Below are 19994 nucleotides of genomic sequence, written 5' to 3' on the forward strand. Positions count from 1 at the left end.
GTCGGCGTGCTGGTACGCCGCGCACTTGAAACTGCCTGGAAGCGGGCGCTTGGAGAAAGCAAATGAGCGAACCACACGAGATCACGGTGACCGTCAACGGGGTGAAATACCAGCGTGCTGTGGAGCCGCGCATGCTGCTGACCGACTTCCTGCGCCATGCGCTGGGCCTGACCGGTACCCATGTCGGCTGCGAGCACGGTGTGTGTGGCGCCTGCACCATCATGGTCAACGGCGACAGCGTCCGCGGTTGCCTCATGTTCGCGGTCCAGGCCGATGGCTGCGAGATCCAGACGGTCGAAGGTCTGGGCACGGTGGAGAACCTCAATCCGTTGCAACAGGCCTTCCAGACGTGCCATGGATTGCAGTGCGGTTTTTGCACACCGGGCATGCTGATGACATCCACCGACATGCTGCAGAAATATCCGCTCGAAACCGACGAAGCAATCCGGGACGGCTTGTCGGGCAATCTCTGCCGTTGCACCGGCTATGCGCACATCGTCGAGGCCGTGCGAATGGAGCGCGACCGCCAGAAGGAGAATGCATGATGAAGATGCATGTGCTCTCCGGCGGCCGCCTGCGCATGAAGAAGAGCGTCTACGTGCCCGATGCCGATCGGCAGGAAACCATCGAATTGCCTGTTTCCTGTTTCCTGTTGCGGCATCCGCAAGGCAATGTCTTGTTCGACACCGGATGCCATCCGTCGGTCAGCCATGATGCCGAGGCCCGCTGGGGTGCCATGGCGCGCGCAATGGTGCCGATTTCCGGACCGAGGGAGAACGTCGTCGACGGCCTTCAGGCAATCGGTTTGCTGCCGCAAGACATCGACGTGGTCGTGAATTCGCATTTCCATTCCGATCATTGCGGATGCAACGAGTTTTTCAAGAAGGCGACGGTGGTATGCCATGCGCGCGAGCTGGAGGCTGCCCGCAAGGAAGATGCGGTCAAGAGCGGTTTCCTGCCGGTGGACTGGGATCAGCCGATGCCGGTGGAAACGATCGATGGCCAGCGCGACCTGTTCAACGACGGACGCATCGTGCTGGTCCCAGTGCCCGGTCATACCGCGGGCATGACGGGAGCGCTCGTCAATTTGGACAAATCGGGCGCTTTTTTCCTGGCATCCGACGCCGTCGCGTTGCGTTCCAACCTGGAGCGCGAACTCAATCCACGCAATACATGGGACCCGGAACAATCCACGCGTTCGATGCAGGAAATCCGCCGCATCGAGACGGGCGGCGCCACGGTCGTCTTCGGCCACGACGATCAACAGTGGCGGGAAATGAAAAAGGGCGCGGACTTTTACGACTGAATACCATCCGACTCAGACCACGCATATGAAACTCGAAATGCCACCCGAAAGCGCGACGACCCTCGTGGGAAAGCGCGTCAAGCGTAGCGAAGATCCGCGCTTGCTGACCGGCCGCGGCTGTTATGTGGATGACAAGCAGGTCGTCGGCTTGCTCCATATCGCCTTCCGCCGCAGCGATCAGTCCCACGCGCGCATCGTTGGTATCGACGTCTCCGGCGCGCTCGAAATTCCCGGCGTCATTGCCGTCTTCACCGCGGACGACCTAGAAGGTGAAGTCAAGCCGATCTTCGCGATTTCGAAGATGCCCAATTACCATCCGACCGCGATCTATCCCCTCGCACGCGGGAAAGTCCGCTTTGTCGGCGAACCGGTCGTCGCGGTGGTTGCCGAGAGCCGTTACATCGCCGAAGATGCCCTCGAAAGCATCCTGATCGACTACGATCCGCTGCCAAACGTCATCGATCCGGAACAGGCCGCGCTGCCCGGCGCTCCGCTGTTGCACGAGGAAGCCGGCACCAACGTCCTGGTCGAACGCGAGTTTCGCCGCGGCGACATCGATGCCGTCATGGACGAAGCGCCGGTGAAGGTCGGGGGACGCTTCCGCTTCCACCGCAAGACACCGCTGGCCATCGAGAACCGCACTTACCTGGCCGAATATGATCAAGGAAAGCGGTCGCTGACCCTGCATTCCTCCACCGGCAGTCCCGGCATCGTGCGTGACGCGCTGGTCGATATCCTTGGAATCCCGGGCAACCGCTTGCGCGTCGTCGCGCCGGACGTCGGCGGCAGCTTCGGTGGCAAGGGCTCGCTTTATCCGGAAGAAATCCTCGTCTGCGCATTGGCGCGCAAGATGGGCAAGCCGGTCAAATGGACCAGCGACCGGCTGGAAGACCTCGCTACCACCAGCCAGGCATTCGACGAACTGGTCGATGCCGAACTGGCGCTGGACGAGCAGGGCCGTTTCCTTGGCCTGCGCGCACACGTGGTCGGCAATGTCGGCGCCTACTCGATCTATCCGTGGACGGCCGGACTGGAACCGGTGCAGGTGATCAGCTTCATGCCCGGGCCGTACCGGATTCCGGTCTACCACGGGCACGTCCGCGGCGTCGCCACCTCCAAGTCGCCGACCGGGCCGTACCGCGGCGTGGGAAGGCCGACGTCCACCTACGTCATGGAGCGCCTGGTAGACATGGCTGCGCGCAAGATCGGCCTCGATCCAAAGGAAATCCGCCTGCGCAACCTGATCCGCGCGGAAGAATTCCCCTACAAGACGGCCCCCGGCATCGTCTGGGACCGGTCCGGATTCATCGAGTGCCTGGAAGAGGGAAGCAAGGCGCTCGACTACGACGGCCTTCGCAGGAAGCAGGCGGAGGCGCGAGCTGCTGGCCGATGGGTAGGCATCGGTATTTCCTCGTATGCGGAACTGTCAGGCATCGGATCGCGCATCTCCGCTTCACCGGGCATGCCGATCAATACGGGGACAGAAATCGCGACCATTAAGATCGATCCGAGCGGCTCCATCACCGGATTCTTCGGCATTGCGTCGCACGGGCAGGGCCTGGAGACCACCCTTGCCCAGGTCATTTCCGACGAGCTGGGCGCACGTTTCGACGATATCACCATCGTGCATGGTGACACATCGGTGGTGTCGCACAGTACCGGCACCTACGCCAGCCGCAGCGCGGTGCTGGCCGGCGGGGCCGCCATGCTGGCGGCGCGTGCGATGAAGGAAAAGCTGGCACGGATCGCCTCGCACATGCTGGACAGCGATCCTTCGCATATCGACATCCGCGACGGCATCTTCACCGCGCGGGATTCGGGCAAGAGCGTCACGATTGCCGACATCGCTGATGTCGTCTACTCGCAGATGGGGCGGCTACCGAAGGAAGCCATCGAGGTACTGGAGGAAACGCGGTCCTATGACCCGGTATGGGGGACGACCAGCGCCGCGACCCACTTCGCGCTGGTGGAGATCGACCCGGAAACCTATACGGTCCATGTCAGGGATTATCTCGTGGCGGAAGACTGCGGCCGGATCATCAATCCGCTGATCGTCGATGGACAGGTGCATGGCGCTGTTGCCCAGGGTATCGGCGCCGCCCTGTTCGAAGAGGTGGTGTATGACGAGCGCGGGCAATTGTTGACGGCCAGCCTGGTCGACTACGTCGCGCCGGCCGCACCGGAAGTGCCGGCCATGCAGATCGTTCACGTCGAATCGGCACTGCCCGCCACGCTGGGCGGATTCCGCGGTATGGGGGAGGGCGGCACCATCGGGGCGCCGGCCGCCATTGCCAACGCCGTGTCGGATGCCCTTGCACCGCTCGGCATCGAAATCGTCGAACTGCCGGTAACGCCGGGACGCCTGTTCCGGCTGATCCAAGAACAACATTCCAAACGCTAAGGAGATTTTCAAATGGCAAGCAACCTGAATGGCAAAGTGGCAATCGTGACTGGCGGCGGACGTGACGTGGGGCGCCAGATCGCCCTTGCACTGGCTGCCGACGGCGCGGCGGTGGCACTCAACTACAACCGCTCATCGGCGGAAGCCGAAGCGGTGGTCGGCGAAATCCGCGCTGCGGGAGGCAATGCGCGCGCCTACCGTGCTGACGTGGGCAAGTACGAACAGGTAAAAGACATGGTTGACGGCGTGGTCCGCGACTTCGGCCGCATCGATATCCTCGTCAACAATGCCGGGCTTGTGATCAACGAGCGGTTCGTCAACACGACGCCGGAGCAATGGGCAGCGCAGATCGATGTCGACCTGTACGGCACCATCCATACCTGCCACGCGGTCGCACCGCACATGATCAAGCAGAATTTCGGGCGCATCATCACCCTGGCAGGGGACTCGTCGCGCATCGGTGAAAACGGGCTGGCGATCGCGGCAGCAGCGCGCGCCGGCGGCATCGCCCTGATGAAGTCCCTGGCCAAGGAGCTGGGCCGGGCCAATGTCACCGCCAACGCAATTTCACTCGGCCTGATCGAAACTGCCCATTCCGATCCGGAATTCCTCGCCGCCAACCGGGAAAAGATCGTCCGCCAGTATCCGCTGCGCCGTATCGGCAAGCCGGAAGACGTCGCGCCGACCGTTGCTTTCCTGGCATCGGAGGGCGCGGCCTGGATCACCGGTCAGGTGCTGAGCGTTAACGGCGGCTTCTGCATGGTGTAAGTAGGGAACGATTTCATCATCAAACAATTCCTTGCTGGAAGGAGGGGAGATCGACATGATTTGCACTGACATCATCGCGCCGGTAGGAGAGCTTGTCCGGCGCCATGCAGAGAACCGCCCACAGAAGCTGGCATTCCAGGATGCCCATTCCTCGGTCACGTATGGGGAGCTGGCGGCAAGCACTGCCAACCTTGCCGGCCATTTGCAGGACGCCGGCATCGACGCCGGCGACTGCGTTGCGGTATTCCTGCCCAATTCGGTTGCCTGGGTGGAGAGCTGCTTCGCTATCGTCCGCGCCGGCGCGATCTGCGTGCCGATCAGCTATGACGCGACGCTGCAGGAAGTCCTGTATCGGCTGCAGGACGCAGGATGCAAGGCCATTGTCACGACCGATGAACGCGCCGCCCTGGTCGCGTCGCTGGCCGGCGAGCATCCCGCACTGAAGACAATCATCCTGGTATCGCGCGGCGAAACCCGTGGAGACGGATTGCGCTTCGACGACTTGCGCAGCACCCCCGCGCGCTCCGTACCGCGTGACGCAGAGGCAATGGACGCGCCATCGTTCATCATCTACACCTCTGGCACGACGGGAAAGGCCAAGGGCGTTCTGCTCAGCCAGCACAGCATGCTCTGGGTTGCCGCGGCATGCTGGGCGCCGATCGCGGGCCTGTCGGAAAGCGACCATGTGCTGTCGCCATTGCCGCTGTTCCATTCCTACGCGCTGAACCTGACCGTCCTAAGCATTCTTGCCGTTGGCGCGAGCGAATACATCGTCGAGAAGTTTTCCACGACGGAGACAATGGAACTGCTGCAATCCGGGCGTTTCACCATTTTCCCGGGTGTCCCGACCATGTTCCACTATTTGCTGGAAGCGGCACGCTCGAATCCGGGCGCGCGTTTCCCGGGATTGCGCCTCTGCCTGTCCGCCGGTGCCATCATGCCCGCGCCCGTGAACAAGGAATTCGAAGAACGGTTCGGCGTGATGCTGCTCGACGGATACGGCATCACCGAGACATCGACGATGGTCACGCTGAACTGGCAACACGGCGGCCGCGTGCTTGGATCCTGCGGCCTGCCCGTGCCCGGGTTGTCGACCCGCGTCATCGACCCGCTCACCGGCCTGGACGTCGAAACCGGTGCTGAAGGGGAGTTGATCGTGCGCGGTCCGAACCTGATGAAGGGGTATCACGGCAAGCCAAACGAAACAGAACAGGCGATCCGGAACGGCTGGTATCACACGGGAGACCTTGCGCGAAGCGACAAGTGCGGCTTCCTGACGATCACCGGCAGGCTCAAGGAAGTGATCATCCGCGGCGGCCAGAACATCGCGCCGGCGGAAGTCGAAGAGGCAGTGTGTGCCTTCCCGGCCGTTCTTGACTGCGCCGTGGTCGGGGCGCCGCACCGCTTGCTCGGTGAAGTCCCTGTCGTCTTTGTCGTTCCGCGCGAAGGTATGGATGTGGTTGTCGATGACCTGATTGTCCACTGCAGGGAGCGGCTGTCTGCTTACAAGATTCCTGGCGCGGTGCACGTTGTACAGGAAATTCCGCGCACCGGGTCGGGAAAAATCATCCGCTACAAGCTGAAAGAAACACTCGCCGAAGACTAGGATTGAAAGGGAATAACATGGGAAAAGCAGCAATGGCGGAAATCCGCCTGAATGACAACAGCCTGTTCAAACAGGCATGCTATGTCGGCGGTGAGTGGATCAATGCCGACAGCAAGGAAACGATACGGGTGGACAATCCGGCTACCGGCGAGACGATCGGCAGTGTTCCCCGCATGGGCGCAGCGGAAACGCGTCGGGCGATTGCCGGCGCCTATGCCGCCATGCCGGACTGGCAGGCGAAGACTGGCAAGGAACGCGCGGCGATCCTGCGCAAATGGTATGAACTACTGCTCGCTAACCAGGAAGACCTGGCGCGCATCATGACGACTGAACAAGGCAAGCCTCTCGCTGAGTCGCGGGGTGAAATCGCTTATGCGGCATCCTACGTCGAATGGTTTGCCGAGGAGGCGAAGCGGGTGTACGGCGACACCATCCCGTCGCCTGCCGGCGACCGTCGTATCGTCGTCATCAAGCAGCCCGTCGGCGTGTGTGCGGCGATTACGCCATGGAACTTCCCGGCGGCCATGATCACCCGCAAGGCGGCGGCGGCCCTCGCCGCCGGCTGCACGATGGTGATCAAGCCGGCCAGCCAGACGCCGTTTTCCGCATTGGCGCTGTGTGTATTGGCCGAGCGGGCGGGCGTGCCCAATGGCGTCCTGTCCTGCGTGACCGGCTCGGCATCCGAGATCGGTGGCGAAATGACTTCCAACCCGACGGTGCGCAAGCTTTCCTTCACAGGGTCGACAGAGGTGGGCAAGCTGTTGCTCCAGCAGTGTGCAACCACGGTGAAGAAGACGTCGATGGAATTGGGCGGCAATGCGCCCTTCATCGTGTTTGATGATGCGGATATCGCGGCGGCGGTCAAAGGCGCCCTCGTTGCAAAATACCGCAATGCCGGACAAACGTGCGTCTGCGCCAACCGTATCCTGGTCCAGGATGGCGTCTACGACGAATTTGTCTCGCGGTTTGCAGAAGCGGTGCGTGCGCTGAAAGTTGGCGACGGCATGGCCGAGGGCACGGTGATCGGGCCCTTGATCGACCAGAATGCGGTTGCAAAGGCCGAGGAGCATGTGGCCGACGCTCTGGCCAAGGGCGCATCTCTTGTTACCGGCGGCGAGCGGCATCCGTTGGGCGCGAATTTCTTCGTCCCGACCATTCTTTCCAATGCGACGAAGGACATGGCGATCTTCCATGAAGAAACGTTCAGCCCGGTGGCGCCGGTTTTCCGGTTCAAGACCGAGGAAGAAGCGATTGCAATGGCCAACGACACGGAATTCGGACTGGCATCGTACTTTTACGGGCGCGACATCGGCCGGGTCTGGCGGGTGGCCGAGGCGCTGGATTACGGGATGGTTGGCATCAACGAGGGCTTGATTTCGACGGAGGTGGCGCCGTTTGGCGGCGTCAAGGAAAGCGGCAGCGGCCGGGAGGGATCGAAGTATGGTCTCCAGGACTACCTGGAAATCAAGTACCTCTGCATGGGTGGAATCTGAGGCCGGTCAGCCCATCAGATCATTCAACGTCCACGCAAGCCGACTAGAGGCCGTGACATGATGCGCATGCTTCCCGCAACGATGCGGATTGCCCAAGTCGCGCGCGAGTTCCGTTCGCTGTTCCGGAAAGGATTCGCGCGCGACGAGTCTCAAGTTATGAATGTGGATGGACGTCCCACGCCACTATTGCGGCATGGCGACGCCAGCTTGAACCATGGACCATGGCGTAACAGACGCCTTCACCGCGCGTACCGGTGCGACGGCAACCCTGTTCGTGCGAAGCGGAAACGACTTCATCCGCATCTGCACGTCCATCAAGAATCAGGAGAACGTCCGCGCGGTCGGCACAGCGCTGGATCGTGCCCATCCCGCGTACGAACGCCTGATGCGACGTGGGTTGTATCTTGGACTGTCTTCCGTCTTCGGTAGCCAGTTGATGACCCAGTACGATCCGATTTTCGATCGGGCCGGTAATGTCATCGGAGCGATCGTGGTAGGCCTCCCGGTACCGGAACGGTTCTACGACAGCGTGAGCTTCAAGCTGTCCGCACTCGTCATGGCAGGACTGCTGTCGGTAGTTGCATTGCAGTCCGCGCTGCTATGGTACGAGGGCGCACGGGTCGCAACTGCCGGAGCGGTCTCCATCGGCGCGTCACTCTTGATCGGCAGCGGCATTTACCTCTTTGTCCGGCATGCCATCAGTGCCCCGCTTGTGGCGGTGAAAGACGCAGCCAGCAAGCTGGCTGCAGGCGATCTGACTTCGCTCCTGCATGTCGAGCGCCGGGACGAGATCGGCCATCTAATGCATGCGCTGAACGCCACCGCGCAAGGTTTGACACGGATTGTGGCGACGGTCCGTACCAATACAGATGGCATCACAGCCGCTGTACGCGACATCTCGGAAGGCAACGCAAATTTGTCGCAGCGTACGGATGCGCAAGCCGGCGCGCTGCAGGATACGGCCCGTGAAATGGCGCGGGTAACGGACATGGCCGAGGAAAACGGCAGGCACGCGCGGGACGTGACCGCACATGTCGCTACCGCCGCCGCGGTCGCGCAGCTCGGCAACCGAGTGGTTGGCGATGTGGTGCAGACCATGGCGGAGATCAGGAACAGCGCCCTCAAAATCGCAGACATCGTCGGCGTCATTGATGCCATTGCCTTCCAGACCAATATTCTTGCATTGAATGCTTCCGTTGAAGCAGCCCGGGCCGGCGAGCAGGGACGCGGATTTGCCGTGGTAGCGGCCGAAGTTCGGCAACTGGCGCAACGCTCGGCGTTGGCTGCGAGGGAGATCCACGGGTTGATTCGCGAATCCGTCGATAATGTCGAAGCAGGGAGCGAGCTGGTCCAGAAGGCTGGCGCAACGATGGCCGACATCCTGGCATCGGTTGAAGCAGTCAATACCACCATTAACCTGATCAATACGGCGAGTCAGGCGCAACACGCCGGTATCGACGAGATTAACAAGGCATTGCTCAATATCGATGACGTTACGCAGCAGAATGCCGCGCTGGTCGAGCAGGCGGCCGCTGCCGCACAAAGCACTTACGACGGCGTGCTCGGACTCTCGAAGGCGGTTCGGGCGTTCAAGCTTGCTAGCGAGTAATGCTGGTCAAAGACCGGTCAACTCGCTATTGCAGGGCGGGTTGTAGAATAGATGCCTCGGACGATTTGCCGCGCGAATGAAATTTGATGCGCGGCGACGCAGAACCTTATCGCCATTGCTGGCGTGAATATCGACATGACTGCATTGCAACATTCTTCCGCCGCTCAACCCATCGATGCGCCGTCGCATTTCCCCTCGCTGGACCGCTTTTGCTCAGTGGCGCGCACGGTTGAAATCCTTTCCGATGCGTGGAGTTTCCTTGTCCTGCGCGAATGCTTCTTCGGCGCACGCCGGTTTGAGCAGTTCCAGGCCGTACTCCGCGTTCCGCGCAATACACTTGTGAAACGGTTGAACAAGCTCACTGAACTGGGATTGCTGAAGAAAGTCAGCTATTCGTCGGGTTCATCGCGCTTCGAGTATCGTTTCACCGACAAGGGCAGCGATTTGTATGCCACCATGTTGTCTCTCTTGCAGTTCGGGGATAAATGGCTGCACCGCGATGAGGCGCTACCGTTGCAACTGATCCACCAGCAATGCGGAAAACCGTGTTCCCCAATTGTCGTCTGTTCCGCATGTAACGAGGAGATCGATGCGCGGGATGTCCAGTACCGGAACGGTCCCGGTGCGGGCAGCGCACCGCGCAGCGTCGACCGTCCCCGCTCCCGACGCGCGTCCGATCCCGGCGTCCTTGAACGTGTGCGTCCATGCTCTGTCGCCCGCGCGCTCCAGATCATCGGCGACCGCTGGACCTTCCTGGTAATCCGGGAAATGTTCTTTGGTGTGCGGCGCTTTGACGAATTCCATGCGAATCTTGGCATTGCGAGCAATATCCTGACTGACCGGCTACAGCGGCTGACCGAACACGGCATTATCGAAAAGCGCCAGTACCAGGCGCGCCCGGAGCGGTTCGAGTACCGCTATACCGCGAAAGGGCGCGAACTCTATTCTTCGATGATCGTCATGATGCGATGGGGGGACAAGTGGCTGTCGAAAGGGCGGCCGCCCCTTATCATCCGCCATCGCAAGTGCCAGCACGACTTTCATGCCGTCGTCGCTTGCAGCGAGTGCCGGCAGGAACTGGATGTGCACGAAATGCGCTATGAATTGCGCTATACGCTGGACACATCGGCACCTGTCGATAGCGTCGCCGCCGATGAAGATGGTGCGGAGCTGGCGTAAAACCGGTTTGACATGAAAAAAGGGACGCAAGTCCCTTTTTTCGTTTGCAGTCTGGCGTAAATCCTAAGCTGCGTTGGCATGCACCGGTTTGGCAGCCTGGGTCGTCGCCTTGGCCCCGGGGTGGCGCAATCGGGTGGCGAATCCCGCCAGTTCCCCGACGATGCCTTTGCGGAACGCAAGCACGCACACGATAAAGATGAACCCGGTAACAATGGTGACCGATTCTCCGAGACCGCGGAACCATTCCACGCCCGAGACTGCAGCAAGCGCATCACCCAGCTCGCCAAGCTTGTTCTCCAGCGCAATGATCACGATGGCACCCACGATGGGGCCGGACAAGGTGCCAAGGCCGCCCACTAGCGTCATCAACACGACCAGGCCGGACATGCTCCAGTGCACATCAGTCAGGGTCTCGAAGCCGAGCACCACGGCCTTGGTCGCCCCCGCGAGTCCGGCAAGGGACGCCGACAGGACAAATGCGACCAGCTTGTACAGGGTGACGTCATAACCGAGTGAAATGGCCCGCGCTTCATTTTCCTTGATCGCCTTGAGCACCTGGCCGAATGGTGAATGGATTGTCCGGACGATCAACGCGAAGGCGATCACGGCGATCGCAAGTACGACGTAATACAGCGTAAGGTCATTTCCAAGGTCAAGCATCCCCAGCAGCCTGCCGCGCGGCACGCCTTGCAAGCCATCTTCACCGCCGGCAAACGGCGCCTGCAGCGCCACGAAGTAGAGCATCTGCGCCAGCGCCAGCGTGATCATCGTGAAATAAATACCCTGGCGGCGAATTGCAAGGCCGCCCATCACGAGGCCGATCAACGCGGAGAACGCCACACCGAGGACGATTCCCAGTTCGAAAGGCAGTCCCCATACTTTGAGCGCATGTGCAGCGACATAACCGGCGCCGCCAAAAAACGCCGCGTGGCCGAACGAAAGCAGGCCGGTAAAGCCGATCAGGAGGTTGAAGGCGCAAGCAAACAGTGCAAAGCACAGCAACTTCATCAGGAAGACCGGGTAGAGGACGAACGGCGCGGCGGCTGCGAGGACGAGCGCCGCGATGCTGATCAATTTCTTGTTCATGGACTTCTGTCTCCTTATTTCTCTTTGCCGAACAGGCCGGCGGGACGCAGCATCAGGACGATGGCCATGATGATGAATACAACGGTGGCCGACAGCTCAGGGTAGAAAACGCGGGTGAACCCTTCGATCACGCCCAGGCCGAGCCCGGTCAGGATCGATCCCATGATCGATCCCATGCCCCCGATTACCACAACGGCGAACACGACAATGATGAGGTTGGAGCCCATCAGCGGCGATACCTGGATCACAGGGGCTGCCAGCACGCCGGCAAAGGCGGCCAGTGCGACGCCGAAGCCGTAGGTCATGGTGACCATCAGCGGTACGTTGATGCCGAATGCTTCGACCAGCTTCGGGTTTTCCGTACCGGCACGCAGATAAGCGCCAAGCTTGGTCTTTTCAATGACGAACCATGTGCCAAGGCAGACCAGGATCGAGGCGACGACGACCCAGGCGCGGTACTTTGGGAGCATCATGAAGCCGATGTCGAATGCGCCGGCGAGTGTCTTTGGCACGCTGTAGGGTTGGCCGGACACACCGAAGAACGAACGAAACAGGCCTTCGAGCATCAGCGTGATGCCGAAGGTCAGCAGCAGGCCGTAAAGGTGGTCCAGCTTGTACAGCCAGCGCAGCATCGTGCGCTCAATGATGACGCCGAAAAGGCCGACGAGCAGCGGCGAGGCAATCAACATCACCCAATAGTCGACCTGCAGAAAATGAAGTCCCATCCACGCGAGGAAAGCACCCATCATGTAGAGGGCGCCGTGCGCGAAATTGATCACATTGAGCAGCCCGAAGATGACAGCCAACCCGAGCGACAGCATCGCGTAGAAAGAGCCGTTTACCAGGCCGAGCAATAGTTGGCTCATCAGGGCCGATGTGGGTATTCCAAAAAAATCAGTCATGTTGCCCTCTCTATACGCCCAGCAGTTCGTTCAAGCGTTGCATCTTTGATTCCAGTTCTTCGGCGTTGAAATGCTCGACGATCTGGCCGTGTTCCATCACGTAGAAGCGATCCGCCAGCGGCGCCGCAAATCGGAAGTTCTGCTCGACCATCACGACTGTGTACCCCTGCTTCTTGAGCGCCAGGATCATGCGTGCAAGCGCCTGGACGATGACCGGTGCCAGGCCTTCTGAAATTTCGTCGAGCAAAAGGATGCGTGCGCCGGTCCGAAGGATCCGCGCCACTGCCAGCATCTGCTGTTCGCCGCCGGACAGGCGCGTGCCCTGACTGTTTCGGCGCTCCTTGAGATTCGGGAACATGGAATAGATTTCGTTAACAGACATGCCCGCCTTCGCGGTGGCGAGAACGGGTGGCAGCATCAGGTTTTCTTCGGTCGACAGCGAGGAAAAAATGCCGCGTTCTTCCGGGCAGTAGCCGACGCCGAGATGTGCCACCTTGTGTGTCGGCAGATGGATGGCCTCGTTGCCGTCCACCTTGATCGAACCCTGGCGCGCTCCGGTCAGGCCCATGACCGCCCGCAGGGTGGTGGTGCGGCCCGCTCCGTTTCGGCCAAGAAGGGTGACGACTTCGCCGTGACGCACCGACAGGTTCACGTTGTGCAGAATGTGCGACTCTCCGTACCAGGCCTGCAATCCGCTGATTTCAAGTGCATGCGTGCCCATCAGTGTGCCCCCTCGAGGACGCCAGTGGTGTTGCCCATGTACGCCTCCATCACTTGCGGATTGCACGAGACCTGCTCGTAAGTTCCCTCGGCGAGGAGGGCGCCGCGCTGGAGGACCGAAATCTTGTCGCAGATGCCTGACACCACGCTCATGTTGTGCTCGACCATGAGGATCGTGCGCCCCGAAGAGACTTTCTTGATCAATTCCGTCACCCGGTGCACGTCCTCGTGTCCCATGCCTTGCGTCGGTTCATCGAGCAGCATCAACTCCGGCTGCATCGCGAGGGTGGTCGCAATCTCCAGCGCTCGCTTGCGCCCATAGGGCAAGTCTGCGGTCAGGGAATCGGCAAACGAAGCAAGATCGACTTCTTCCAACAACGCCATCGCGGCATCGTTGAGCGCCCTGAGCGTGTAATCGCTTTTCCAAAAATGGAACGATGTCCCGAGCGGCCGTTGCAAGCCGACGCGCACGTTTTGCATGACGGTCAGGTGGGGAAACACCGCCGAAATCTGGAAGGAACGGATGATCCCGAGCCGGGCAATCTGCGCGGGCTTCAATGCCGTGATGTCGGCGCCGTTGAACAGGATGCTGCCAGACGTGGGAGTGAGGAACTTGGTCAGCAAATTGAAACAGGTTGTCTTGCCTGCGCCGTTCGGGCCGATCAGGGCGTGAATATGGCCGCGCTCGACCTTCAGGTTCACCTGGTTCACCGCAGTGAACCCTTTGAACTCCTTGCTCATGTCCCGGGTTTCCAGGATCACATCGGTCATCGGGAATCTCCTTCCAACAAAGTTTAAATATTGATTAATGTGACTTGCATAACTAGATTAAACGGCGAAGACTGGAATTGTCAATGTCCTGATGCGGCCGCATGCATGCCAGGGTAATTGCTCGGAAAAACCACGCTTTCTATTTGCTGTATTGGCGGACTCCTGCCGAAAAAACACTTTGACATTTGCATTCGCCAGTAATAATCTACTTATGCAAGTGGCTGCTTGCATAAAAGGACTATCAATTAAATTCAACGATGGAGTGAGACTATGAACACATTCTCGAAGGCAGTCCGCTACGGCTGCGTACTTGCTTTCGCCGCCGGTAATGCCATGGCGCAGAATGCGCAACCGCTTCGCATTGGCGTGATGACGGATCTGTCCGGCCAGTTCTCGCATGAAGCGGGACCGGGCGCCGTGAATGCGGTCAAGATGGCCGTTCAGGATTTCGGAGGCAAGGTGCTGGGCCGGCCAATTGAAGTGGTTGTCAATGACCACCAGAACAAACCCGATGTCGCGGCAAGCAAGGCGCGCGAATGGTTTGACACCCAGAACGTGCGCATGGTCAACAACCTGATCAATTCCGGCGTTGCATTGTCGGTTATCGGCGTCGCCAAGGAGAAGAACAGGATCGCCATCGTGAACGGTGCCGGCTCATCGCGCATTACCGGTGACGCCTGCACACCGAACAGCATCCATTACGCCTATGACACGTACGCCCTCGCAAGAGGCACCGGGGAGGCGATCATCAAGCAGGGAGGGGACAGCTGGTTCTTCCTCACGGCAGACTATGCGTTTGGCCATGCGCTTGAATCTGACACTATTTCCGCTGTCAAGGCAAAAAATGGCAAAGTGATCGGCACCGTACGCTATCCTATCAATGCCACGGATCATTCCTCTTTCCTGCTGCAGGCACAAGGATCCAAGGCAAAGGTCATTGCACTTGCTGGTTCCGGCACCGGCTTCATCAATGCGGTGAAATCCGCAAACGAGTTCGGCATTGCCAAGTCCGGCCAGCAAACCCTGGCCGGTCTGCTGGTCTGGATTACAGACGTTGACGCCATGGGACTCGAAATTGCGCAAGGACTGACGCTTACCAACGGATTCTATTGGGATCGCGATGAAGAGACGCGCACGTGGTCCAAGCGCTTCTTTGCGCTGACCAAGCGAATGCCGACCATGGGCGACGCCGGCGATTACTCATCGACACTGCACTACCTGAAAGCGGTCCAGGCGGCCGGTACTGATGACACTGCCACCGTTATGGAAAAAATGAAATCGATGAAAGTCAATGACATGTTTGCCAAGAATGGCTATATCCGCGCCGACGGACGCATGGTGCATGATATGTACGTGTACGAAGTCAAGAAGCCTTCCGAATCGAAATATCCTTGGGACTATTACAAGTTAAAGGCAGTGATTCCCGGTGATCAAGCATTTCGGCCGATAAGCGATGGTGGCTGTCAGCTCGTTAAAGGGTAAAAATATCTCCGGTGCGTCGGTCCTAAATTCCTGCCATCATTATTCTTTTCCTATCCTCTTTCTTTCCTGCTTTGGTCGTTTCTTCTTGGGACGGCCATTTTCTTTTCTACGCTCATTTTGCAGGCTTTCAGCCTTGCTTAATAAGGTGCTTGTCGGTCCGCGTTTCGAGGACAAGTAGCCTTGCCTTGCCTAGCTCTAGTCGGGCATATTAGACATTCCACATCTGCTTCCTCAATCGATAAAGCGTAAGCCTTAAAATGTCGCGTTCGCTTATGTTGCTCTTTGCATGCATCTTGGAACTGGAAGAGTCTTATTGTATTACAGGATTATTGACATACTATATTACATATGGTAAATTGGAATCATGAATATGTACGACGACGTCAGCACCATTCGTAAACCCGATAGTTTGCGCAGTTATGTAGAGAGCTACCTGCGCGAAGCGATCACAAGCGGACGCTTCAAGCCGGGAGAGCGGATCGTCGAGCGCGAAATCTGCGAGATGCTCGAAGTAAGCCGCCCGCCGGTGCGCGAAGCCTTGCGCAAGCTGGAGGCGGAAAAGCTCATTACGACACTGCCGCGCCGGGGGCCGGTGGTAGCATCGATTTCCTCGAAAGAGGCATCAGACCTGTATGCCATTCGTGCGCTCATGGAAAGTTATGCCGTCGCCGAGTTCGCGCGGCTGGCGACCGACTCCGATATCGAGCAACTGGGCGAAGCAGTAAAGGCCTTGCACGACAATGCAAAGAGTGGCGATCGTAAAGGCCTTCTCGCTGCCAAGGCGCAGTTTTACGACGTCATCCTGAACAACTGCGGCAATGATCTCGTCAGGGAAATGCTGCTTGGGCTGCTGACGCGCATCAACCTGCTGCGCTCGGCTTCATTCTCCAGCCCGGACCGCTTGCCGAAGAGCTTGGCGGAAATCGACGAAATGTATTCCCTCATCAAGGCGCGCGATGCAGCCAGGGCCGGCGAAATCGCACGGCTGCATGTCTCGAATGCCGAGAAGGCTGCCATGGTCGTGCTGGAGCAGCAGGTTGCAGCCGATTCTTCACAGTAAGTTCCGCACCCGCCGTCTGGCGCGTGCGGTGATCGACACAGATGACACGCATGCAAAAGACAACCGTTGATATTCCCTCCTACGAAGTATTTGCCCTTCGCTACGCTACCGTGGAGCGCCGCCGGCCGGAAAACTTCATGGTGCACGACCCGCATGACGCGTCGATGCCGATGGATTACTTTGTCTGGGTGATCCGGGGCGAAGCGGGAACCTTCCTTGTAGACACCGGATTCAACCAGGCAGCGGCAGAGGCGCGCAAGCGGTCGCTGCTGCGCTGCCCGATCGGCTTCCTCGAGCGGCTGGGCTTGCGCGCGGAAGATATCACCGATGTGATCGTGACCCACCTGCACTACGATCATGCCGGCAACGTCAACCTGCTGCCCAATGCGCGCATTCATTTGCAGGAACGCGAACTCCAGTATGCGACCGGACGCTACATGACGCATCCGCTGCTGCGACATGCTTTTGCGGTGGACGATGTCGTGGAGATCGTGCGCGGGTTATACAACGACCGCATCGTGTTCTATGACGGCGATGCCGAGATCGCGCCCGGGATTGAGGCAGTGCTGGTCGGCGGCCATACCGCAGGACTGCAAGCGGTGCGCGTACATACCAAGCGGGGATGGGTAGTCCTCGCTTCCGACGCCAGCCACTTCTACGAAAATATCCATCACACGTCGCCATTCCCCATCGTGCTCCATGTCGGCCACATGCTCGAGGGATACAAGCGCCTTCTGAAGCTGGCATCGACGCCGGACCATGTGATTCCAGGACATGACCCGCTGGTCAAGGAGCGATACCCGGCCGGACCGGACGCCGATATCGTCCGCTTGCACGAAGCGCCCAAGACACCACTGCCGTTCCTCTAAAAAAGCTGATCCCGCCCTTGCAGGGCGGGATCAGTCGATGCAGCCTCAGAACCGGTGGCGCAGGCCCACCATGACGCCGGCGCGGCTATCCTGGCCGAACAGGTTGGCGCTGCCAAGCGCAGCGTTGTTGGCAAGCCCCACCCAACCGTCCTTGACCTTCGTGTAATCGACCTCGACATAGACGTCGGTGCGCTTGCTCAGGTAGTAATCCAGCATCAGCGCGGAAGTCCAGCGCGTGCCGTCAGCGCCGGCATTGTTCGTGCGCTCGAGTTTGTCGTGATGCAGCGCTCCCAGCAGCTGCAGGTCGCCTGTCAGCTGGTAGTTAAAGCTTGCATACAAGACATCGTTCTTGTAGCTGGCCACATCCAGCTTGTTGCGGGTATAGCCGAGGTAAAATTTGACAGGATTGAACTGATAGCTGCCGCCCACGCCGAATAGCGTCTGCTTGCTGGCCTGGGCAGCACCTACCGCGCCGAAAAATGCGGAGGTCACATTGTGCGTCGCCTGGTAGACCGCACCCATGTTCAGCGGGCCAGCCGCATAGGACGCGCTCACCGCCCTAGCTGAATTGGTCGATGTATTGCCGGCAACTTCGCCGAAGGTATAGGCTGCGTTGACAGTCACAGGGCCAAGCGCCTTGGAAACCTTGACCATGTTGTCATGACGCAGGCCACTGTAATTGAGTTGGTAGCCGAGGATCGCATTGTTGGCGACGGCGAAGGCATCGAAGCTGGCAAGCGCATCGTGCCCAAGAGTGTATTGGCGGCCGAGCAAGACCTTGCCGAATCCGCCATCCAGGCCTACGAATCCCTGGCGGCCAAACAGGCGGCCACCTTGCAGCAGAGTGCCGGCATCCGGCGCGAAGCCGTTTTCCAGGGTCACGAGTGCTTTCAGTCCGCCACCGAGGTCTTCGACACCGCGCACGCCCCAACGGCTGCCGGTCATGACGCCGTCGGTCAATTGCAGGCGATTGTCACCGGCCGCATTTTCATTGGTGGAATAGCGGATGGTCGTATCTATCAGGCCGTAGAGCGTCACATTCGATTGCGCGTGGGCGGCCATGGTGCAGGTGGCAAGTGCGGCGAGCGCGAGCATTTTTTTCTTCATGAAGTCTCCCTTGGTTGGATGGAAGTATTGCCCCCCGATTCGAGGAAAAAGCGTGCGCTTCCCGGGGGCGATGAGGCGCACGGGATCCTGGGTGCCAATCACCCGGATACTGGTTTGCGTGAATGAATCCCGGCCGTCGGCCGGGAGTAAGGATTACGTCGTCACATGATGCGGGAGCCGTTGCCTGATGTCGCTCATGACCGGCCTTACATGGCGGAGGAATGCATCAGGGTGCTCGATCATGGGGAAGTGGCCGAGTTCCGGCATGGCATGGAAGCGCGCGCCGGGAATCAGGTCGGCCACCATCTGCGAATCGGCAGGGCTGGCGGAATAATCGTAGGCGCCGGTCAGCAGATGGATGGGTTTTGTCGCGCCGTCGAGTCCCTTGAGGTCGGCTTCGGCATCGAATTCCTCACTGTAGAAGGACAAGTCGCCGGGATAGACCTGGAACCCACCCTGCGAGTAGATCCATGCCGCGATGCGGCGGTGTTGAAGCGGACTGGAAGGGCTCATCAAGCCGCGCACATAGCTAGGGTTGTGCGCCGCCTGATTGACCTGCGGATGAGCAAGGAAGGCAGTTTTGCGTCCTGTCGCGCGATAGGGCGCTTCGAGGGCGACGATGCCTGCAATGTCGTCCGGATAGGCCTTGCCCAGGTAAAGTGCCATTGCGGCGCCCATCGAGCAGCCCATCACAACGACCGGCCGTCTGATCACGCTGTGGATGAAGGCAATGCAGGTTTCCGCGTAGGCCCGGCGCGTCAGTTTGTAGCCTTGCCAGAGTCCGTTGTCCGTTGGCAGGCTTTTCCCATGCCCCGGCATGTCAAAGGTATACATCGACCATGCCGTGCGGAGTTCGGAATCGGCCAGCACATGATGGTACTGTCGCGTGTCGGCGCCAGCCGTATGCAGCATCAGCAACGCGGGGCCATCGGGATTGCCCGAATGCTCGAAGTACACAGGCGCGTCCGGCATGCCGTCCAGCATGGCGTAGCGACCCGCAATATGTGCGATGTCGGGCAGTGGGCTCCGCTGGTTTTCGTGCTGACCGCGCAGGATTTCAAAGAAGCGTTCGAGCGCGTGCAGTGCCTGGGCCACATGCACGGCTTGGCCGGTGACCCGAAGCCGGTCCGGGTCGCGCACAGCGGCGGTGAAGGAATGAAAGCCGACCGCAGGTTGCGGCTGGCAGAACTGACACCATGTTGCCGCCTCCGCGGCAAGTTGCACAGTGGTGGATTCGGCGGCATTGAGCAGCCGCAGCATGCGGGGTGCAGCCTCGTCCATGATGTGCAACTCGATGTTGAAGGGCAGGCCACGGGATGCTTCCGCGAACTCGGCATCCCGGCGTGCCAGGGAAACCGCATTGCCGACCAGTGATGCCGCGTCGATCATTACTTTTCCCCTTTCAGGTAACGGTACATCTCGGTGTGGTCCGCGCCTTTGCCCAGCGCATCGTTCGCCTTGCGCCAAAGGTCCAGCACCTCGTCGCCCATGGGCATGGGCTGCGACATGGATTTGCCGAGCGCCATGGCAATGCCGAGGTCCTTGGCCATGAGGCTCAGCGCGAAGCCCGAGTTGAAGGCATTGGACAGCATGAACGGCTTGACCTTGTTCTCGGTCGTGTTGTTCTTACCGGTC

General features: G+C 59.8%; 18 protein-coding genes. 11 read left to right on the forward strand and 7 right to left on the reverse strand.

The window, feature by feature from the left end; translation table 11 throughout:
- Positions 1 to 62 precede the first annotated feature (62 nt).
- The 8 genes from AYR66_RS09240 (at position 63) to AYR66_RS30515 (ending at position 10362) form a co-directional block, all read left to right on the forward strand.
- Positions 63 to 545, forward strand: coding sequence for a (2Fe-2S)-binding protein (locus AYR66_RS09240; protein WP_088709708.1), 483 nt, complete (start codon positions 63 to 65; stop codon positions 543 to 545).
- Positions 542 to 1306, forward strand: coding sequence for an N-acyl homoserine lactonase family protein (locus AYR66_RS09245; RefSeq protein ID WP_234814860.1), 765 nt, complete (start codon positions 542 to 544; stop codon positions 1304 to 1306). The genes AYR66_RS09240 and AYR66_RS09245 overlap by 4 nt, the downstream gene beginning before the upstream one ends.
- Positions 1307 to 1343: 37 nt before the next feature.
- Positions 1344 to 3707 carry a xanthine dehydrogenase family protein molybdopterin-binding subunit gene (locus tag AYR66_RS09250; protein WP_234814861.1) on the forward strand — a complete coding sequence of 788 codons (2364 nt, stop codon included), beginning with the start codon at positions 1344 to 1346 and terminating at the stop codon, positions 3705 to 3707.
- Between the two features lie 12 nt (positions 3708 to 3719).
- A complete protein-coding gene (locus AYR66_RS09255) occupies positions 3720 to 4475 on the forward strand; it encodes an SDR family NAD(P)-dependent oxidoreductase (protein WP_088707257.1) in 756 nt (251 codons plus the stop codon).
- Positions 4476 to 4530: 55 nt separating this feature from the next.
- Entirely contained in the window at positions 4531 to 6081 is a 1551-nt protein-coding gene (locus AYR66_RS09260; protein WP_088707258.1) for a class I adenylate-forming enzyme family protein, read from the forward strand.
- A gap of 17 nt (positions 6082 to 6098) precedes the next feature.
- A complete protein-coding gene (locus AYR66_RS09265; RefSeq protein WP_420093099.1) occupies positions 6099 to 7574 on the forward strand; it encodes an NAD-dependent succinate-semialdehyde dehydrogenase in 1476 nt (491 codons plus the stop codon).
- 214 nt (positions 7575 to 7788) lie between these two features.
- Positions 7789 to 9183 (forward strand): methyl-accepting chemotaxis protein, encoded by a 1395-nt coding sequence (locus AYR66_RS09270; RefSeq protein ID WP_088707260.1) that lies wholly within the window; start codon positions 7789 to 7791, stop codon positions 9181 to 9183.
- A gap of 135 nt (positions 9184 to 9318) precedes the next feature.
- Positions 9319 to 10362 carry a winged helix-turn-helix transcriptional regulator gene (locus AYR66_RS30515; protein WP_088707261.1) on the forward strand — a complete coding sequence of 348 codons (1044 nt, stop codon included), beginning with the start codon at positions 9319 to 9321 and terminating at the stop codon, positions 10360 to 10362.
- Positions 10363 to 10425: 63 nt separating this feature from the next.
- Here AYR66_RS30515 and AYR66_RS09280 read toward each other — a convergent pair whose 3' ends face one another.
- From AYR66_RS09280 to AYR66_RS09295, 4 genes are read right to left on the reverse strand one after another with little or no spacing between them, the layout of a single operon-like run.
- Positions 10426 to 11448 carry a branched-chain amino acid ABC transporter permease gene (locus AYR66_RS09280; protein ID WP_088707262.1) on the reverse strand — a complete coding sequence of 341 codons (1023 nt, stop codon included), beginning with the start codon at positions 11446 to 11448 and terminating at the stop codon, positions 10426 to 10428.
- A gap of 14 nt (positions 11449 to 11462) precedes the next feature.
- The gene (locus tag AYR66_RS09285; RefSeq protein WP_088707263.1) at positions 11463 to 12350 is read right to left on the reverse strand and encodes a branched-chain amino acid ABC transporter permease; all 888 of its coding nucleotides are present in this window, start codon (positions 12348 to 12350) and stop codon (positions 11463 to 11465) included.
- Positions 12351 to 12360: 10 nt separating this feature from the next.
- The gene (locus AYR66_RS09290) at positions 12361 to 13071 is read right to left on the reverse strand and encodes an ABC transporter ATP-binding protein (protein ID WP_088707264.1); all 711 of its coding nucleotides are present in this window, start codon (positions 13069 to 13071) and stop codon (positions 12361 to 12363) included.
- Positions 13071 to 13841, reverse strand: a complete 771-nt coding sequence (locus AYR66_RS09295) for an ABC transporter ATP-binding protein (protein ID WP_088707265.1) — start codon at positions 13839 to 13841, stop codon at positions 13071 to 13073. The genes AYR66_RS09290 and AYR66_RS09295 overlap by 1 nt, the downstream gene beginning before the upstream one ends.
- 270 nt (positions 13842 to 14111) lie before the next feature.
- Between AYR66_RS09295 and AYR66_RS09300 the strand changes: the two genes are divergently transcribed.
- The 3 genes from AYR66_RS09300 to AYR66_RS09310 all read left to right on the forward strand — a co-directional run bounded on the left by AYR66_RS09300 (position 14112) and on the right by AYR66_RS09310 (position 17252).
- Positions 14112 to 15323 (forward strand): ABC transporter substrate-binding protein, encoded by a 1212-nt coding sequence (locus AYR66_RS09300; RefSeq protein ID WP_088707266.1) that lies wholly within the window; start codon positions 14112 to 14114, stop codon positions 15321 to 15323.
- 364 nt (positions 15324 to 15687) lie between these two features.
- A complete protein-coding gene (locus tag AYR66_RS09305; RefSeq protein ID WP_337366866.1) occupies positions 15688 to 16383 on the forward strand; it encodes a GntR family transcriptional regulator in 696 nt (231 codons plus the stop codon).
- A gap of 41 nt (positions 16384 to 16424) precedes the next feature.
- Entirely contained in the window at positions 16425 to 17252 is an 828-nt protein-coding gene (locus AYR66_RS09310) for an N-acyl homoserine lactonase family protein (RefSeq protein WP_420093100.1), read from the forward strand.
- A gap of 45 nt (positions 17253 to 17297) precedes the next feature.
- Here AYR66_RS09310 and AYR66_RS09315 read toward each other — a convergent pair whose 3' ends face one another.
- The 3 genes from AYR66_RS09315 to AYR66_RS09325 form a co-directional block, all read right to left on the reverse strand.
- Entirely contained in the window at positions 17298 to 18359 is a 1062-nt protein-coding gene (locus tag AYR66_RS09315) for a porin (protein WP_088707268.1), read from the reverse strand.
- 153 nt (positions 18360 to 18512) lie between these two features.
- A complete protein-coding gene (locus AYR66_RS09320; protein WP_088707269.1) occupies positions 18513 to 19748 on the reverse strand; it encodes an alpha/beta fold hydrolase in 1236 nt (411 codons plus the stop codon).
- Positions 19748 to 19994: NAD-binding protein (locus AYR66_RS09325; protein ID WP_170942287.1), on the reverse strand; the 247-nt coding region annotated here is incomplete at its 5' end. The genes AYR66_RS09325 and AYR66_RS09320, both read right to left, overlap by 1 nt.

The sequence above is a fragment of the Noviherbaspirillum denitrificans genome, assembly GCF_002211445.1.
GTDB classification, from domain to species: domain Bacteria; phylum Pseudomonadota; class Gammaproteobacteria; order Burkholderiales; family Burkholderiaceae_D; genus Noviherbaspirillum; species Noviherbaspirillum denitrificans.

What these genes read in the sequence shown, in the direction of transcription:
- AYR66_RS09240 (WP_088709708.1), top strand. Translation starts at nt 63, where the DNA reads ATGAGCGAACCACACGAGATCACGGTGACCGTCAACGGGGTGAAATAC.
- AYR66_RS09245 (WP_234814860.1), top strand. Translation starts at nt 542, where the DNA reads ATGATGAAGATGCATGTGCTCTCCGGCGGCCGCCTGCGCATGAAGAAG.
- AYR66_RS09250 (WP_234814861.1), top strand. Translation starts at nt 1,344, where the DNA reads ATGCCACCCGAAAGCGCGACGACCCTCGTGGGAAAGCGCGTCAAGCGT.
- AYR66_RS09255 (WP_088707257.1), top strand. Translation starts at nt 3,720, where the DNA reads ATGGCAAGCAACCTGAATGGCAAAGTGGCAATCGTGACTGGCGGCGGA.
- AYR66_RS09260 (WP_088707258.1), top strand. Translation starts at nt 4,531, where the DNA reads ATGATTTGCACTGACATCATCGCGCCGGTAGGAGAGCTTGTCCGGCGC.
- AYR66_RS09265 (WP_420093099.1), top strand. Translation starts at nt 6,099, where the DNA reads ATGGGAAAAGCAGCAATGGCGGAAATCCGCCTGAATGACAACAGCCTG.
- AYR66_RS09270 (WP_088707260.1), top strand. Translation starts at nt 7,789, where the DNA reads ATGGACCATGGCGTAACAGACGCCTTCACCGCGCGTACCGGTGCGACG.
- AYR66_RS30515 (WP_088707261.1), top strand. Translation starts at nt 9,319, where the DNA reads ATGACTGCATTGCAACATTCTTCCGCCGCTCAACCCATCGATGCGCCG.
- AYR66_RS09280 (WP_088707262.1), bottom strand. Translation starts at nt 11,448, where the DNA reads ATGAACAAGAAATTGATCAGCATCGCGGCGCTCGTCCTCGCAGCCGCC.
- AYR66_RS09285 (WP_088707263.1), bottom strand. Translation starts at nt 12,350, where the DNA reads ATGACTGATTTTTTTGGAATACCCACATCGGCCCTGATGAGCCAACTA.
- AYR66_RS09290 (WP_088707264.1), bottom strand. Translation starts at nt 13,071, where the DNA reads ATGGGCACGCATGCACTTGAAATCAGCGGATTGCAGGCCTGGTACGGA.
- AYR66_RS09295 (WP_088707265.1), bottom strand. Translation starts at nt 13,841, where the DNA reads ATGACCGATGTGATCCTGGAAACCCGGGACATGAGCAAGGAGTTCAAA.
- AYR66_RS09300 (WP_088707266.1), top strand. Translation starts at nt 14,112, where the DNA reads ATGAACACATTCTCGAAGGCAGTCCGCTACGGCTGCGTACTTGCTTTC.
- AYR66_RS09305 (WP_337366866.1), top strand. Translation starts at nt 15,688, where the DNA reads ATGAATATGTACGACGACGTCAGCACCATTCGTAAACCCGATAGTTTG.
- AYR66_RS09310 (WP_420093100.1), top strand. Translation starts at nt 16,425, where the DNA reads ATGACACGCATGCAAAAGACAACCGTTGATATTCCCTCCTACGAAGTA.
- AYR66_RS09315 (WP_088707268.1), bottom strand. Translation starts at nt 18,359, where the DNA reads ATGAAGAAAAAAATGCTCGCGCTCGCCGCACTTGCCACCTGCACCATG.
- AYR66_RS09320 (WP_088707269.1), bottom strand. Translation starts at nt 19,748, where the DNA reads ATGATCGACGCGGCATCACTGGTCGGCAATGCGGTTTCCCTGGCACGC.